Origin of the sequence: Alicycliphilus denitrificans, assembly GCF_044792555.1 — a bacterium.
Classification (GTDB): Bacteria; Pseudomonadota; Gammaproteobacteria; order Burkholderiales; family Burkholderiaceae_C; genus Alicycliphilus; species Alicycliphilus denitrificans_A.
Genome location: NZ_CP126238.1, coordinates 3,489,090 through 3,504,566, shown reverse-complemented (window position 1 = coordinate 3,504,566; position 15,477 = coordinate 3,489,090). Strand labels below are relative to the sequence as shown.

General features: G+C 67.0%; 11 protein-coding genes. 9 read left to right on the top strand and 2 right to left on the bottom strand.

Annotated features, from left to right (window positions below):
• The first annotated feature begins 118 nt into the window (after nt 1–118).
• From dusB to purH, 3 genes are all read left to right on the top strand, one after another.
• Nucleotides 119–1,177, top strand: coding sequence for a tRNA dihydrouridine synthase DusB (gene dusB, locus P7644_RS16655; RefSeq protein WP_404300355.1), 1,059 nt, complete (start codon nt 119–121; stop codon nt 1,175–1,177).
• Nucleotides 1,155–1,391, top strand: a complete 237-nt coding sequence (locus P7644_RS16650) for a Fis family transcriptional regulator (RefSeq protein ID WP_404300354.1) — start codon at nt 1,155–1,157, stop codon at nt 1,389–1,391. Before dusB ends, P7644_RS16650 begins: the two co-directional genes overlap by 23 nt.
• Before the next feature lie 82 nt (nt 1,392–1,473).
• Nucleotides 1,474–3,075 carry a bifunctional phosphoribosylaminoimidazolecarboxamide formyltransferase/IMP cyclohydrolase gene (gene purH / locus P7644_RS16645; RefSeq protein WP_404300353.1) on the top strand — a complete coding sequence of 534 codons (1,602 nt, stop codon included), beginning with the start codon at nt 1,474–1,476 and terminating at the stop codon, nt 3,073–3,075.
• A gap of 87 nt (nt 3,076–3,162) precedes the next feature.
• On the opposite strand, the gene hemL is transcribed toward purH, so the two are convergent.
• Together hemL and P7644_RS16635 are read right to left on the bottom strand one after the other, a co-directional pair.
• The gene (hemL, locus tag P7644_RS16640; RefSeq protein ID WP_404300352.1) at nt 3,163–4,473 is read right to left on the bottom strand and encodes a glutamate-1-semialdehyde 2,1-aminomutase; all 1,311 of its coding nucleotides are present in this window, start codon (nt 4,471–4,473) and stop codon (nt 3,163–3,165) included.
• Nucleotides 4,457–5,356 carry a hydroxymethylpyrimidine/phosphomethylpyrimidine kinase gene (locus tag P7644_RS16635; RefSeq protein WP_404300351.1) on the bottom strand — a complete coding sequence of 300 codons (900 nt, stop codon included), beginning with the start codon at nt 5,354–5,356 and terminating at the stop codon, nt 4,457–4,459. The genes hemL and P7644_RS16635 overlap by 17 nt, the downstream gene beginning before the upstream one ends.
• A 133-nt stretch (nt 5,357–5,489) precedes the next feature.
• Here P7644_RS16635 and P7644_RS16630 point away from each other — a divergent pair, with 133 nt between their 5' ends.
• The 6 genes from P7644_RS16630 (at nt 5,490) to P7644_RS16605 (ending at nt 15,473) form a co-directional block, all read left to right on the top strand.
• Complete coding sequence (locus P7644_RS16630; protein WP_404300350.1) at nt 5,490–5,663, top strand: rubredoxin; 174 nt, start codon at nt 5,490–5,492, stop codon at nt 5,661–5,663.
• A gap of 52 nt (nt 5,664–5,715) precedes the next feature.
• Nucleotides 5,716–6,108 (top strand): PleD family two-component system response regulator, encoded by a 393-nt coding sequence (locus P7644_RS16625; RefSeq protein ID WP_404300349.1) that lies wholly within the window; start codon nt 5,716–5,718, stop codon nt 6,106–6,108.
• A gap of 11 nt (nt 6,109–6,119) precedes the next feature.
• Nucleotides 6,120–6,485, top strand: a complete 366-nt coding sequence (locus P7644_RS16620) for a PleD family two-component system response regulator (protein WP_404300348.1) — start codon at nt 6,120–6,122, stop codon at nt 6,483–6,485.
• Nucleotides 6,486–6,666: 181 nt separating this feature from the next.
• Nucleotides 6,667–7,194 (top strand): chemotaxis protein CheW, encoded by a 528-nt coding sequence (locus tag P7644_RS16615; RefSeq protein WP_404300347.1) that lies wholly within the window; start codon nt 6,667–6,669, stop codon nt 7,192–7,194.
• A gap of 18 nt (nt 7,195–7,212) precedes the next feature.
• Entirely contained in the window at nt 7,213–9,456 is a 2,244-nt protein-coding gene (locus P7644_RS16610; RefSeq protein ID WP_404300346.1) for a methyl-accepting chemotaxis protein, read from the top strand.
• A gap of 47 nt (nt 9,457–9,503) precedes the next feature.
• Entirely contained in the window at nt 9,504–15,473 is a 5,970-nt protein-coding gene (locus P7644_RS16605) for an Hpt domain-containing protein (protein WP_404300345.1), read from the top strand.
• The last annotated feature ends 4 nt before the right edge of the window (nt 15,474–15,477 follow it).

Genomic DNA, 15,477 nt, shown 5'->3' with positions numbered 1-15,477 from the left:
GTAGAGGCTTGCACGCCGCAGGCCGCGAGCCGGCCGTGGCGCCATTTCATTTGCTGAAATTTTGAGCAGGTAAAATCTTGCCCCTCACCCCCACTCCCCCTGCGACCGCATCCGCCCCATGCACATAGGCCATATCCCCCTGGCGAACCGTTTGTTCGTCGCCCCCATGGCGGGGGTGACGGACCGGCCGTTCCGCCAGCTGTGCAAGCGCCTGGGCGCGGGCTACGCGGTCAGTGAGATGGTCACCTCGCGCCGCGACCTGTGGGACAGCCTGAAGACCAGCCGCCGCGCCAACCACGAAGGCGAGCCCGGACCCATCGCCGTGCAGATCGCCGGCACCGACGCGGCCATGATGGCCGAGGCGGCGCTCTACAACATAGCCCGCGGCGCCCAGATCATCGACATCAACATGGGCTGCCCGGCCAAGAAGGTGTGCAACAAATGGGCCGGCTCGGCGTTGATGCAGAACGAGGCCCTGGCGGTGCAGATCGCCGCGGCCGTGGTGGCGGCCTGCGCGCCGCGCGGCGTGCCGGTGACGTTGAAGATGCGCACCGGCTGGTGCCAGCAGCACAAAAATGCCGTGCAGCTGGCACGCCAGTTCGAGGACGTGGGCGTGCAGATGCTCACCGTGCACGGCCGCACGCGCGAGCAGGGGTACAAGGGCCAGGCCGAGTACGAGACCATCGCCGCCGTGAAGGCCGCGGTGCGCGTGCCGGTGGTGGCCAATGGCGATATCACCTCGCCCCGCAAGGCGCGCGCGGTGCTCGCGCACACCGGGGCCGACGCCATCATGATCGGCCGCGCGGCCCAGGGCCGGCCGTGGATCTTCCGCGAGATCGCCCATTACCTGGCCACGGGCGAGCCGCTGGCGCCGCCGCTGGTGGCCGAGGTGCGGCGCCTGCTGCTGGAGCACCTGCAGGACCACTATGGCCTGTATGGCCAGGCCAGCGGCGTGCGCAGCGCACGCAAGCATATCGCCTGGTATGTGCGCGACCTGCCCGGCGGCGAGGCCTTCAGGCAACACATCAACACCATTGAGGACTGCACGGCGCAGTGGCAGGCGGTGGCTGACTACTTTGGCGTCCTGGGCGCACAAATGGATCGGCTGCCTCCCGCACGCGACGACGCGGATCCGCTGCCGATGGAATGGACATATGAGCAAGAACAACAGCATTGAGCAATGCGTGCGCGAAAGCCTGCAGAGCTACTTTCACGATCTGGACGGCGAGACACCCGACGGCGTGTACGACATGGTCGTGCGCCTGGTGGAAAAACCGCTGCTGGAAGTGGTGATGAGCCAGGCCGACCACAACCAGTCCCGCGCCGCCGAATGGCTGGGGCTGAACCGCAATACCCTGCGCAAGAAGCTGGTGGAGCACAAGCTGCTCTGAAGACGCTTCTTTTTATATAGCTGCTAACGCTTTTCAAACAAGCGTTAGCTGCCGATTTCAATCCAAACCATTGCGAGCCACCATGAACGCACTCCTCTCCGTCTCCGACAAGACCGGCATCGTCGAATTCGCCCAGGCACTGCATGCCCTGGGCATCCGCCTGCTCTCCACCGGCGGCACCGCCAAGCTCCTGGCCGACAACGGCCTGCCCGTCACCGAGGTGGCCGAGGTGACGCAGTTCCCCGAGATGCTGGACGGCCGCGTGAAGACCCTGCACCCCAAGGTGCATGGCGGCCTGCTGGCGCGCCGCGACCTGCCGGCACACATGGCGGCGCTGGCCGAGCATGGCATTGACACCATCGACCTGCTGGTGGTCAACCTGTATCCGTTCGAGGCCACCGTGGCCAAGCCCGGCTGCACCCTGGCCGACGCCATAGAGAACATCGACATCGGCGGCCCCGCCATGGTGCGCAGCGCCGCCAAGAACTGGCAGGACGTGGGCGTGGTCACCGCCGCCGACCAGTACCCGGCCGTGCTGGCGGAGCTCAAGGCCAGCGGCAAGCTCAGCGACAAGCTGCGCTTTGCGCTGTCGGTGGCGGCCTTCAACCGCATCGCGCAGTACGACGGCGCCATCAGCGACTACCTGTCGTCGGTGAAATTCGAGGAAGAAAAGCTCGCCGAGGCCTATGTGCCCGAGCGCCACCTGTTCCCGGGCCAGAGCAACGCCCACTTCATCAAGGTACAGGACCTGCGCTACGGCGAGAACAGCCACCAGCAGGCCGCCTGGTACCGCGACCTGTACCCCGCGCCCGGCTCCATCGCCACCGGCGTGCAGCTGCAGGGCAAGGAGCTGTCCTACAACAATATCGCCGACGCCGATGCCGCCTGGGAGTGCGTGAAAAGCTTCAAGCTGCCCGCCTGCGTCATCGTCAAGCACGCCAACCCCTGCGGTGTGGCCGTGGGCACGAGCGCGCTCGAGGCTTATTCCAAGGCCTTCCAGACCGACCCCACGAGCGCCTTCGGCGGCATCATCGCCCTGAACCGCGCGGTGGACGGCGCGGCGGCGCAAAGAATAGCCCAGCAGTTCGTCGAGGTGCTGATGGCGCCCGACTTCACGCCCGAGGCGCTCGAAGTCTTCAAGGCCAAGGCGAATGTGCGCCTGATGAAGATCGCCATTCCCGCCGCCGCCGGCGCCACCGCCTGGGAGCAAGGCCGCAACGCCATGGACGCCAAGCGCGTGGGCTCGGGCCTGCTGCTGCAGACCGCCGACAACCACGAGCTGCAGCTGCCCGACGTGAAGGTCGTCACCCTCAAGCAGCCCACGCAGGAGGAGATGCAGGACCTGATGTTCGCCTGGAAGGTGGCCAAGTACGTGAAGAGCAACGCCATCGTGTTCTGCAAGGGCGGCATGACCATGGGCGTGGGCGCGGGTCAGATGAGCCGCCTGGATTCCGCGCGCATCGCCAGCATCAAGGCCCAGGCGGCCGGCCTGTCGCTGCAGAACACCGTGGTCGCGAGCGACGCCTTCTTCCCGTTCCGCGACGGCCTGGACGTGGTGGTGGACGCGGGCGCGACCTGCGTGGCCCAGCCCGGCGGCTCGATGCGCGACCAGGAGGTGATTGACGCCGCCAACGAGCGCGGCGTGGCCATGGTGTTCACGGGCGTGCGCCACTTCCGCCATTGAACGCTGCAGCGGCAAGAAAAAAGGCCCGCAAGGGCCTTTTTTAATGAAAAATAGCTGTAACGCGCTCTGGTAAAGCGCTGGAAGCTCTTATTTTGTGAGCGTCTGGAAGACCTGTGCGGCTGTATCCACGGTCTGCGCAATGTCCTCGGCGCTGTGCGCGGCGCTGACAAAGCAGGCCTCGTACAGCGCCGGCGCGATGTACACGCCGCGCTCGAGCAGGCCGTGGAACAGCTGGTTGAAGCGCGCGCCCTCGGTCTTCAGCACCTCGGGGTAGTTCTGCGGCAGCTCGGGCAGCAGGAAGAAGCCGAACATGCCTCCCTGGCTGTCGGCGCAGAACGGAACGCCCGCCGCCTTGGCCGCACCTGCCAGGCCGTCGGTCAGCTGGCGCGTGCGCGTGGCCAGTTGCTCGTAGAAGCCGGGCTGGCTGATCTCGCGCAGCGTCGCCAGGCCGCAGGCCGTGGCCACCGGGTTGCCCGAGAGTGTGCCCGCCTGGTAGACCGGGCCCAGCGGCGCCAGCTGTTCCATGATGGCGCGCGGGCCGCCAAAGGCCGCCAGCGGCATGCCGCCGCCGATCACCTTGCCCAGCACCGTCAGGTCGGGCTGGAAGCCGGGGATGGCCTGGGCGTAGACGCTTTGCGCGCCGCCCAGGGCCACGCGAAAGCCGGTCATCACCTCGTCGATGACCAGCAGGGCGCTGTTTTGCGTGCACAGCTCGCGTGCGCGGCGCATGAAGGGCACGCTGGCACGCACGAAGTTCATGTTGCCGGCGATGGGCTCCATGATCACGCAGGCCACCTCCTTGCCGTGCAGCGCGAAGGCTTCTTCCAGCTGGGCCACGTCGTTGTATTCCAGCACCAGGGTGTGCTGCACCACCTCGGGCGGCACGCCGGCGCTGGTGGCATGGCCGAAGGTCGCCAGGCCCGAGCCGGCCTTGACCAAGAGCGAATCGGCGTGGCCGTGGTAGCAGCCGTTGAACTTGATGATCTTGCTGCGCCCGGTGGCGCCGCGCGCCAGGCGGATGGCGCTCATGCCGGCCTCGGTGCCCGAGCTGACCAGGCGGATCATCTCCATGGAGGGCACGTGGCGGATGATCTCCTCGGCCAGCTCGACCTCGCGCTCGGTGGGGGCGCCGAAGGAAAAGCCGTCCAGCGCGGCCTTCTGCACGGCCTCCAGCACCGCCGGGTGGCCGTGGCCCAGGATCATCGGGCCCCAGGAGCCGATGTAGTCGATGTACTGCTTGCCGCCTGCGTCCCACATGTAAGGGCCCTGGGCGCGGGCGATGAAGCGCGGCGTGCCGCCCACGGCGCGAAAGGCGCGCACGGGGGAGTTCACGCCGCCGGGGATCAGCGCCTTGGCGCGTTCGAACAGGGAGAGATTGGGGTCAGTGCTGTGTGTCATGGGGTGGGATGTCAAAGCCCTCCGTACCGGGGGAGAGGGCATCGTCATTGTCGTCGTCGTCGGGCTCGGCCCAGAACATGCGGTCGGGCAATACATGGCCCATGCCGGGGCGAAAGCCATGCTCCAGACAGCCATCGAGGTAGGTGAGCGCCTCGCTCGTGGCCTGGCCCAGGTCGTTGCCGCTGGCGATGAGGGCGGCGAGGGTGGCCGACAAGGTGTCGCCCGCACCCACGAAGGTGGCCTCGAAGCGCTCGAAGCGCCCGCTGCCCAGGACGGTCTGGGCCGAGGTCAGGGTGTTCTCGATATGCTGCTCGGCCGCGGGAATGCCCGTCACCAGCAAATACGGCACGCCACTGTCGGCGGCCGCCAGGGCCAGGTCGCGCGCCGATGGCGCTCGCTCGCTGCCCCAGTCGGGCAGCAGCCAGCGCCACAGCGTGCTGTGGTTGCCAACCAGTACCGAGGTCTGGGGCAGCAGCAGCTCCTCAAACGCGTCGAGGTATTGGTCGATGAGGTCGTCGCGCCACCATGACAGGTTGGGCATGTAGGCGACTACCGGAATCTCGGGATAGTCGGTCGCAATCTCCGCGATGGCGCTCAGGTTCTCGGGACTGCCCACGAAACCGACCTTGATGGCCTGCACGGCCATGTCCTCGAGCACGGCGCGGGCCTGTTCGGTGACGGCCTCGTCGTCGAAAGCATAGTGGTCATGGATCTCGGCACTGTCGCGCGTGTAGGCGCCGGTGACCACGGGCACGGGGTGCCCGCCCACCGAGGCCACGGCGGCGATGTCGGCCGCTAGGCCTCCGGCGCCGCTGGGGTCGTTGGCGTTGAAGGCCATCACGCAGATGGCAGGCGGCGCGGACTCGTCATCCTGCATTGCCATGACCGGGGCGCCAGGTGATGAAGTGGTGTTCATGCTCATGTAGGAGTGTCAGCGTAACCGGTGGCACGAAAGCTGCATCTCGTGGTCATGACTAGATACAATCGTTGCATTCTATGTGAAGGCCCTTTAAGCTGTGACCGACCTCAAGACCTGGATGTGCATGGTGTGCGGTTGGATCTACGACGAGGCCGAGGGTTCGCCCGAGCACGGCATTGCACCCAACACCCGCTGGGAGGACATCCCCGCAAGCTGGACATGCCCTGAATGCGGGGCGGGAAAGCAGGATTTCGAGATGGTCGAGATGTGAGGTGTGGCAGCGGCCGGTGTGGTTTTTCGGTCCCTCAGAGGAGCAGTGAAAATTGGCTACGACGACAAGCGATCCTACTTTCAGAGTGCTCGTGGTGGACGATAGCAACACCATCAGGCGCAGTGCGGAAATCTTCTTGAAGCAGGGCGGCCATGAAGTGCTGCTCGCCGACGATGGTTTCGAAGCCCTGGCCAAGGTCAATGACTACCAGCCCCAGCTGATCTTCTGCGACATCCTGATGCCCAAGCTCGATGGCTATCAGACCTGCGCCATTATCAAGCGCAATGCGCGTTTTGCCGACACGCCGGTGGTGATGCTGTCGTCCAAGGACGGGGTTTTCGACAAGGCGCGCGGGCGCATGGTCGGTTGCCAGGAATACCTCACCAAACCATTCACCAAAGATCAATTGCTGCAGGCCGTGCAGCAATTCGGACATGCGCAATAAGGAGCGATGGAATGCCGATTCGCAAAGTGCTGGTCGTGGACGACTCGAAGACCGAGTTGATGTACCTGACCGACTTGCTGCAAAAAAAAGGCATGCAGGTGCGCACGGCCGAGAATGGTGATGAGGCCCTGCGCCGTCTGGCCGAGGAGAAGCCGGACCTGGTCCTGATGGACGTCGTCATGCCCGGACAAAACGGCTTTCAGCTCACGCGCACCATCACGCGCAACCCGCAGTATGCCGATGTGCCCATCATCATGTGCACGAGCAAGAACCAGGAAACCGATCGCGTGTGGGGTATGCGCCAGGGCGCGCGCGGCTACATCACCAAGCCGGTCGATCCCATGGAGCTGCAGGCCAAGATCGACGCGCTGAATTGAGAGGGTGAGAGTCTTTTGCGTATGCCCGCTTATCACGTGAAAACACCCCCGTTCGTCGCTGCAAATGCGCACCATGGCCCGAGCTATGGCTGTGCTTCTCCAGCCATGGGTTGGGTGGGTTTTGGCGCGTTACTCGGGCGTAGACAAAAAGCTCTCAGCCTCTGAGGCGGCTGCGTCTGCCATGGCCCAGCGCGAAGCCCTGAAAGAGTTGCAGACCCGGCTTGCCGCCCGCTTGCAGGAGGCAAAGGTCCGGGACATGGCCGTCGCGTCCTGGCTGGCGGTGCAGTCCGGCGGCCGCCATTTCCTCTTGCCCCTGGCGCAGTCGGGGGAGATTTTTCCGTGGGGCGGGGTGCAGTCCGTCCCCTATACCCAGCCCTGGTTTCTGGGTGTGGCCAATTTGCGCGGCACGCTCACTGGCGTGGTGGATCTGGCGGGATTGCTGGGCGCGGTACAGCCGCGTTCGGAGCAGGCGCTGCTCGAGTCCAGCCTGCTGGTCCTGAATGCGGCGCTGGAGGTCAACGCGGCGCTGCTGGTGGACCGGCTCGTGGGCCTGCGCAGTGCCCAGGCGTTCGTGGCGTCCGAGCCGCCAGGCGACGAGGCGCCGGCCTATTTTGGAACCACCTACATCGATGCGCAGGGCATGCTCTGGCAGGAACTGAACCTGCAGGCCCTGTCCCAGCACCCCGCGTTTCTCAGCATCAGCGTTTGATTTTTTGTGAGGCAGCACATGTCCGTCGTCAATCCATCGGGAAAACTGTTTCAGCGCCAGCCTGTCGATCGAGATGCTGAATGGAACCAGTCTGACGCGGCCCAGGACTCCATATCCGCCGGCCCGCTGTCGCAGGCTTACCAGGCCGACGGCATGCCCAGCGTCCTGGGGAATGTCGAGGCGACATCACAGCTGCAGGATCTCGGGTTGGGCGATGATGATCGGGTCAGCCTGCCCTTGCTTGGCAGCGCCACTACGGCGGCGCATCAGCGCCGTCTGCTGATCCTGCTGGCCGCAGGCCTGGTGCTGCTGGCGTTGATTGCCGGCTGGGTGCTGCAGCAGTCCAAGCGTTCGGCGCAGCAACTGGCGGCCACGGGTCAGTCGCTGATGCAGTCGCAGCGCCTGGCCAAATCGGTGACGCAGGCCTTGTCCGGCCAGGCCCAGGCGTTTACGGGTGTGCAGGAAAGCGCGGGCGTGCTGGTGCGCAACCTGCGGGCACTCGGTACGGGCGATGACGTACTCGACGTGCAGGCGCTGGACGGGCCTTTCAAGCCCGAACTGGATGCCATCACGCCTCTGGTGGAGCGCGCCGAGCGCAATGCCGGCCTGATCCTGGAGCAGAAAAAGATCCTCGCCCAGGTGGGCGATGCCTTGCACACCATCAACCAGCAGTCCGCCGCCCTGCTGGAGCTGGCCGAGACCGTGCTATCGCTGAAGCTGCAGAACAACGCGCCCGCCGCAGACATTGCGGCGGCTGGCCAGTTGGCCATGTTGACGCAACGCATAGGCAAGTCGGCCAATGAATTCCAGGCCGCCGCGGGCGTGAGCCCCGAGACGGTGTCACTGCTTGGCAAGGACCTGAATGCGTTCAGGGACATCGCCCAGGATCTGCTGGCCAGCAGCCGTGATGCCCAGACGCGCGAACGACTGCAGGCCTTGATCAAGCTCTACGACCAGACACGCACGCAAGCCGGCGCCATTCTGGGCAACCTGCAGGCTTTGGCATCGGCGCGGCAGGCGCAACTGGCCATCGTCGCCGACAGCGAGCCGCTGCGTCACCAGCTCGAGAGCCTGCAGGGCAAGTTGTCCGCCCAATCGGGCATGGGGGCTGGACAGATTGCGGCGCTGGCCGTGGCCAGTCTTTTCGTGCTGCTGTGCGGCGTGGGCATATCCCGTTTGCAGTTGCTTGACAGCCGCAGCCGTCAGGTGGCTGCCGAGGCGCTGCAGCGCGACGCCAAGCGTCAGGAACAAGAGGCCAAGCGTGTCAACGACGCCAACCAGGCCGCCATCTTGCGGCTCATGAACGAACTGCAGTCGGTGGCCGAAGGGGACTTGACGCAGGAGGCCACGGTGACCGAGGACATCACGGGCGCCATTGCCGACTCGGTGAACTACACGGTGGAAGAGCTGCGCCTGCTCGTGGGCAGCGTGCAAAACACGGCGGCGCGCGTGGCGCACACCACGGCCCAGGTGGACGATACCTCCACCGAACTGCTGGCGGCCTCCACCGAGCAGCTGCGCGAGATCCGCGAGACCGGCCGCTCGGTGCTGGACATGGCCGCGCGCATCAACGAAGTCTCTTCCCAGGCGCAGGAATCGGCCGCGGTGGCGCGCCAATCGCTGCAGGCGGCCGACCAGGGCCTGCAGGCGGTGCAGAACACCATCGGTGGCATGAACGCCATTCGTGACCAGATCCAGGACACCTCCAAGCGCATCAAGCGCCTGGGCGAGTCGTCGCAGGAGATTGGCGAAATCACCGAGCTGATTTCCGACATCACCGAGCAGACCAACGTGCTGGCCCTGAACGCCGCCATCCAGGCCGCTTCGGCCGGCGAGGCAGGGCGGGGTTTCTCGGTGGTGGCGGAGGAGGTGCAGCGCCTGGCCGAGCGCTCTGCCGACGCCACGCGCCAGATCTCGGCACTCGTGAAGGCCATTCAGACCGATACGCAAGACGCCGTGGCCGCCATGGAACGCTCCACCCTGGGCGTGGTCGAAGGTGCGCGCCTGTCCGACAGTGCAGGCACGGCCCTGACCGAAATCGACCGCGTTTCGCGGCGACTGGCCGAGCTGATCGAGCAGATCTCCTCGTCCACCTCGCGTGAGGCGGAGCTGGCCAACGGTGTTGCCGACAACATTCAGCATATCTTTGCCGTGACGGAGCAGACCGGAGAGGGCACCCGCACCACGGCGCAGCAGGTGCGCGCGCTGTCGCAGGTGGCAGAGGAACTGCGCCAGTCAGTGGCCCGGTTCAAGATTGCCTGAGGTCCTTTCATTAACGCACTGGCTCGCAAGCAGCCGGGGACGAATCCATGTCAACTGTTGACGCCGCAACCGCATCGGGCGCCGATTGGGCTCAGAACGAGCAAGATCTCGGGCCACTGGCATGGGTGCTCGATGAATTGCGCAAATCCTTGGAAGGATCCGTCAAGGCCATGCGCCGCTTCGTGCGCGATGCCGAGATGGCCCGCGGATCGGATCTGGCCGCGCTCGATGCGGCCGGGCTGCGCATTGCGCGCCAGCAATTGCACCAGGCCGGCGGTGCCCTGGAGATGGTGGGCATGCCGGCGCCGGCCCTGCTGCTGCGCGCTATGGAGGCCGCCGTGCAACGCTTCGTGCAGCGCCCCGAGCTGTGCAGCGACGATGCGGCGCGCGCCACCGAGCGGGCAAGCTTCGCGTTGATCGAATACCTGGAGTGCGTGCTGACGGGCAAGAACGTCTCGCCGGTGGCGCTGTTTCCGCAGTACCGCGAGGTGCAGGCGCTGGCGGGGGTGGACCGCGTGCACCCCGCCGACCTGTGGCCGATGGAGCATCGCACGGCTGAGCCCGCGGTGTCCGCGGCCGTGATGCCCTTGCCCTACGGCACCGAGGCGCGTGCGCGCCTGGACAGTGCCGTGCTGCGCATCGTCAAGAATGCCGACCTGCAAGCGGCGGCAGACATGCAGGCCACTTGCCAGGGCTTTGCCGCCGCGCAGTCCGAGCGCCAGGTGCGCTCGTTCTGGACGATTTGCGCCGGCTTCTTCGAGGCCCTGGCCGGGCAGGCGCTCAAGCCCGACCTGTACGCCAAGCGTGTCGCATCACGGGTGCTGATGCAGTATGCAAGCCTCGCCAAGGGCGACAGCGCCATCGGCGAGCGCCTGGTGCAGGACCTGCTTTTCTTTTGCGCGCAGGCCGTGCCCGATGCGGCTGCGGGCGATGCGCCAACGCCGGTACTGCGGGCCGTGCGCGAGGCCTTTGGCCTCAACCGTTATCCGCCGGTGGACTATGACCAGGCGCGCTTTGGCCTGTTCGACCCGGCTGTTCTGGCCCAGGCGCGCAAGCGCATTGCCGCAGCCACCGAAACCTGGTCGGCCCTGGCCGGGGGGGATCGCAACAGGCTCAAACCCGCGGCAGACCAATTCAGCCTGGTGTGCGATTCGCTGCGCAAGCTGCATCCGGACAGCGAGAGCCTGGCGCAGGCGCTGACGCGCGCGCTGGATGCCACGCTGCGCGGCGGCGAGCCCCCCTCGGCGGCCCTGGCCATGGAGGTGGCGACCTCGGTGCTGTATCTGCAGGCATCGTTTGAGGAGCTCGACGCCTCCCGGCAAACCATGGCGCAGCGTGCCGAGCGTCTGGCCGAGCGCCTTGATGGCGTGCTTGCGGGGGGGGAGCCGCAGCCACTGGAACCCTGGATGGAGGAGCTGTACCGCCGTGTCAGCGACCACCAGACCATGGGCAGCGTGGTGGGTGAACTGCGCGCCACGATGGCGGAAGCCGAAAAGTCCATGGACCAGTTTTTCCGCAACCCGCAGGACCTGCAGGCGCTTCGCTCCGTGCCCGGCGGCCTGCAGCAAATGCGTGGCGTGCTCTCGGTGCTGGGGCTGGACCAGGCATCGCTGGCCGTGGTGCGCATGCGAGACATGGTGGAGCGCTTGCTCGTGGGCGAGGTGGCGCCTGGCGAGCGGCAAACGGTCTTCGAGAAGCTGGGCAACAGCCTGGGGGCGCTGGGATTCCTCATCGACATGCTGAGCTACCAGCGTGCCCTGGCACGCAAGCTGTTTGTCTATGACGAAGAGCTGGGCGAGCTGCGCATTCTCATGGGGCGCGTGGGCACGCAGCGGCCGGCAATGATCGAGCAAGCGCCACCTGGGCCGGGGGTGGGGGAGGGCACTCCCGAGGCGCAGTCCACCCTGGCGCAGCCTTCTGCGTCGACTGCGCTCGCAAGCGAGGCGCCGCCCCTGCTCGCCGGCATCGATGCGCCAGTGGCTGCAGCCAGAGCCGTGCCCGCCGCCGAGCCGCCGACCGAGCCCGAACGGGCGATGCCAGACCCGGTTCAGCCCAAGCTGCCCATGGCAACCACTGCGGCAGCCGTTGCGACCGATGCCGGGGACGACGACGACCTGTGCGCCATCTTCCTGGAGGAGGCGCGTGAAGTGATTGCCAGCGGGCTGGCCGCCATTGATGCGCTGCGCGCCGCGCCTGGCGAGCTGAGCGAGCAGACCACGCTGCGCCGTGCCTTCCATACGCTCAAGGGCAGTTCCCGCATGGTGGGTTTGAGCGAGTTTGGCGAGGCCGCATGGTCCATGGAGCAGACGCTCAATGCCTGGCTGGCCGAGCAAAAGCCCATGCAGCCCCCCTTGCTGCAGCTGTCGAGCGAGGCGTTGCAGGCCTTTGGCCGCTGGGTCGACGACATCGAGGCCGGCGCGTCCGAGGGCTGGCAGGCGCAGGCCTTCGGCGTGGCCGCTGCTGCCATGCGCGCGCATGGCACGCTGCTGCCCATCTCCATGCCTGGCGAGGCCCCGTCCGTGGTGCAGCAGGGGGAGCAGGCCGCGGCCCTGGCGACGACCGGGTCGCACGACTTGCCGGATCTGCAGGCGCTGGTTCAAGAAGTGCTGCCGCAAGCGCAAGACATGGCCGAACCAGTGCCGAGCATCGACTTCGATCTGGCCTTGCCGGGCGAGGACAGCGCGTGCGAGCCGGACTTTGCAGACACCTGCATCGAGCACCCGGATTTCGATACGTCCGTGCCGCAGCCTGTAGTGGAGTCCGAATCCGTATGCGTCGAGGAGCTGGACTTTGCACTTTTCGAGCAGGCGCTGCAGGTTCCCGCCGAAGCCGAGCCGCAGCCCGATCCGGTCGATGGCACGGTTGCTCTCCATGAGGCCGGGGTACCCATGCAGCCGCTTGCGGAGGCGCTCGGCCCTGAACGGCTGCAGGCGGCAGAGAGCGAACCGCAGCGCGCAGAGTCAACGCCTGTGCCCGCCCCCGAGCCGCCCGTGGCCAGTGGCGGCGAGATCGTGGAACTCCATACGCGCCAGGCGCTGGCGCCTATGGATGAGGCGGTCAAGGTAATCGAGCACCTGCGCATCGCCATCCCGCTGTACAACGTGTATCTGAATGAGGCCGACGAATGGTCGCGACGCCTGGCGGTGGAGCTGCAGGAGTGGTCGCTGGAGCTGCACCAGCCGCTGCCGGAGCCGGCCGTGGCGCTGGCGCATTCGCTGGCCGGCAGCTCCGCGACCGTGGGCTTCACGGCCTTGTCGGACCTGGCGCGCACACTGGAGCATGCGCTGCAGCATGTGCAGCTGCTGCCATGCGGCCTGCCCGAGCAGGCCAAGACCTTCAACGCGGCGGCCGACGATATCCGCCGCCTGCTGCACCAGTTTGCGGCCGGTTTTCTCAAGGAGCCCAGCCCCCTGGTGCGAGAGCGCCTGGATGCCATCCTGCGCACCGATGTCACCAGCGGCCCCATGCCGCTGGACACCATGGCCTGCGCGCCGTCGCCGACCCAGGCGCTGGCCGATGGCATGGCGCTCGACAGGCCACAGGCCTCGGCCCAAGATGCGGGCGCTGAGCCGTGTTCCGACGCGCAGGCTCTTGACGCGCCGATTGTCCAAGCGGCCGCGGCAACGGGTGATGGCGACGATGGCATCGACGCATTGGACGTCATCGACCCCGACCTGTTCCCCATCTTCGAGGATGAGGCGGCCGAGCTGTTGCCAGCCCTGGGCGCTGCGCTGCGCCAATGGGCGGCCCGCCCGGAGAACCTGAGCGCCCGCAACGAGCTGCTGCGCGCGCTGCACACCTTGAAGGGCAGCGCCCGCCTGGCAGGCGCCATGCGGCTGGGCGAGCTGGCCCATCGCATGGAGACGGACGTCGAGCGGATCGGCATGAACGACGTCACGACGGCAGATGTGGAGCCCTTGCTGGCCCGGCTCGACGCCTTGCAGGCCGACTTCGATGTTTTGCGCACCATTGGCGCCCAGCCGCTGACGGAGGCCATGGTCGTTGCCGCACCCGGGGCCGGCACGGGGCAGGTGGCTCCTGCGCAGGAGCCGGCCGCCGCTCCAGTGGCCGCGCCGTTGTCCTGGCGCGTGCCTGCCGGGGGCGCTGCTGCCGCACAGCCGCAGCGCGCGGCGTCGGGGCAGACGGTGCGCGTGCGCGCGCAGCTGCTCGATCGCCTGGTGAACCAGGCGGGCGAGGTGATGATTGCCCGTTCGCGCCTGGATGCGCGCCTGGGGCAAATGCGCGCTTCGCTGGGCGATCTCACGGGCAACCTGGAGCGCCTGCGCCAGCAGCTGCGCGATATCGAGGTGCAGGCCGAGTCGCAGATGCAGTCGCGTCTGGCGCTGTCCAAGGATTCGGCGGCAGGCTTTGACCCGCTGGAGTTCGACCGTTTCACGCGCGTGCAGGAGCTGACGCGCATGATGGCCGAGTCGGTGAACGACGTGGCCACGGTGCAGCGCAACCTGCAGCGCAGCATGGAAGGCGCGGAAGACGATCTGATCGCCCAGGGGCGCCAGGCGCGCGAGCTGCAGCGTGAGCTGTTGCGCACGCGCATGGTGGAGTTCGAAAGCATTGCCGAGCGCCTGTATGCCGTGGTGCGCCAGGCCTCCAAGGAAACCGGCAAGCAGATCAAACTCGACATCTCGGGCGGTTCCATTGAAATCGACCGCGGCGTACTCGACCGCATGGCGCCGGCCTTCGAGCACCTGCTGCGCAACTGTGCCGGCCACGGCATCGAGGCTCCGCAGCAGCGCGTGGCCGCCGGCAAGCCGCCCGTGGGCACCATCACCATCGCCCTGCGCCACGAGGGCAACGACGTGTCGGTGGAGTTCCACGACGATGGTGCGGGCCTGGACATTGGCCGCATCCGTGCCAAGGCCGTGGCCCAGGGTCTGATTGCAGAAGACGAGCCGCTGACCGAGGCGCAGGCCGCCAACCTGATCTTCAGACCCGGCTTTACCACGGCCAGCGAGGTCACGGGCCTGTCGGGCCGCGGCATCGGCATGGACGTGGTGCGCTCCGAGCTCAATGCCCTGGGCGGGCGCATAGAGACGCAGACCACAGCGGGCCAGGGCTCGTCCTTTCGCATGGTGCTGCCCCTGACCACGGCCGTGACCCAGGTGGTCATGCTGCGTGCCGGCGAGCTGACGCTGGGCGTGCCCGTCAACCTGGTGGAGATCGTGCGCCGCAGCCCGATCGCCGACATTGATGCGGCCTACGCCAGCCAGGTGTTTGTCGAGGGACAGGACCGGCTGCCTTTTTATTGGGCCGGCGCCCTGCTGCAATCGTCGCCACGCAGCGCCGAGGTGGCGGGCAAGACCAGGCCCGTGGTCGTTTTGCACAGTGCCGCACAGCGCATCGCCCTGCATGTGGACGAGGTGCTGGGCAACCAGGAGGTGGTGGTCAAGAACCTGGGGCCGCAGCTGTCGCGCCTGCCGGGGGTGGCGGGCATGTCCGTGCTGGCCTCGGGTGCCGTGGTGTTGATCTACAACCCCGTGGCCCTGGCCACCGTGCATGGTGAAAAGGCGCATGCCGCCATGTTGGCGCCCGCCGCGCGAGAAGCGGGCGCTGCCTCGGATAGGGTGGCGGGCGGCGGCTCAGGGGCTGCGCCCATCACGGCCGCAGACCAGGTGCCCTTGGTCTTGGTGGTGGACGATTCCATCACCGTGCGCCGCGTCACCCAGCGCCTGCTGCAGCGCGAGGGCTACCGCGTGGCGCTGGCGGCCGACGGGCTGCAGGCGCTCGAGCGCCTGCAGCAGGAGCGGCCGGCGGTGGTGCTGTCCGATATCGAGATGCCGCGCATGGATGGCTTCGACCTGGCGCGCAACATCCGCGCCGATGCGGCGCTGCAGGATCTGCCCATCATCATGATCACCTCGCGCATCGCGCAAAAGCACCGCGACCATGCCGCGCAGCTGGGCGTGAACCACTACCTGGGCAAGCCCTATTCCGACGAGGAACTCATGAGCCTGGTGCGCCACTATGCCCGGCTGACGGTGGCCATGGAAAACGCCTGACGAC

Bases quoted from the DNA above. Each gene is read 5' to 3' on its own strand.
- P7644_RS16615 (WP_404300347.1), top strand. From the start codon at position 6,667: ATGGCCCAGCGCGAAGCCCTGAAAGAGTTGCAGACCCGGCTTGCCGCC.
- P7644_RS16610 (WP_404300346.1), top strand. From the start codon at position 7,213: ATGTCCGTCGTCAATCCATCGGGAAAACTGTTTCAGCGCCAGCCTGTC.
- P7644_RS16650 (WP_404300354.1), top strand. From the start codon at position 1,155: ATGAGCAAGAACAACAGCATTGAGCAATGCGTGCGCGAAAGCCTGCAG.
- hemL (WP_404300352.1), bottom strand. From the start codon at position 4,473: ATGACACACAGCACTGACCCCAATCTCTCCCTGTTCGAACGCGCCAAG.
- P7644_RS16635 (WP_404300351.1), bottom strand. From the start codon at position 5,356: ATGGCAATGCAGGATGACGAGTCCGCGCCGCCTGCCATCTGCGTGATG.
- P7644_RS16620 (WP_404300348.1), top strand. From the start codon at position 6,120: ATGCCGATTCGCAAAGTGCTGGTCGTGGACGACTCGAAGACCGAGTTG.
- P7644_RS16605 (WP_404300345.1), top strand. From the start codon at position 9,504: ATGTCAACTGTTGACGCCGCAACCGCATCGGGCGCCGATTGGGCTCAG.
- purH (WP_404300353.1), top strand. From the start codon at position 1,474: ATGAACGCACTCCTCTCCGTCTCCGACAAGACCGGCATCGTCGAATTC.
- dusB (WP_404300355.1), top strand. From the start codon at position 119: ATGCACATAGGCCATATCCCCCTGGCGAACCGTTTGTTCGTCGCCCCC.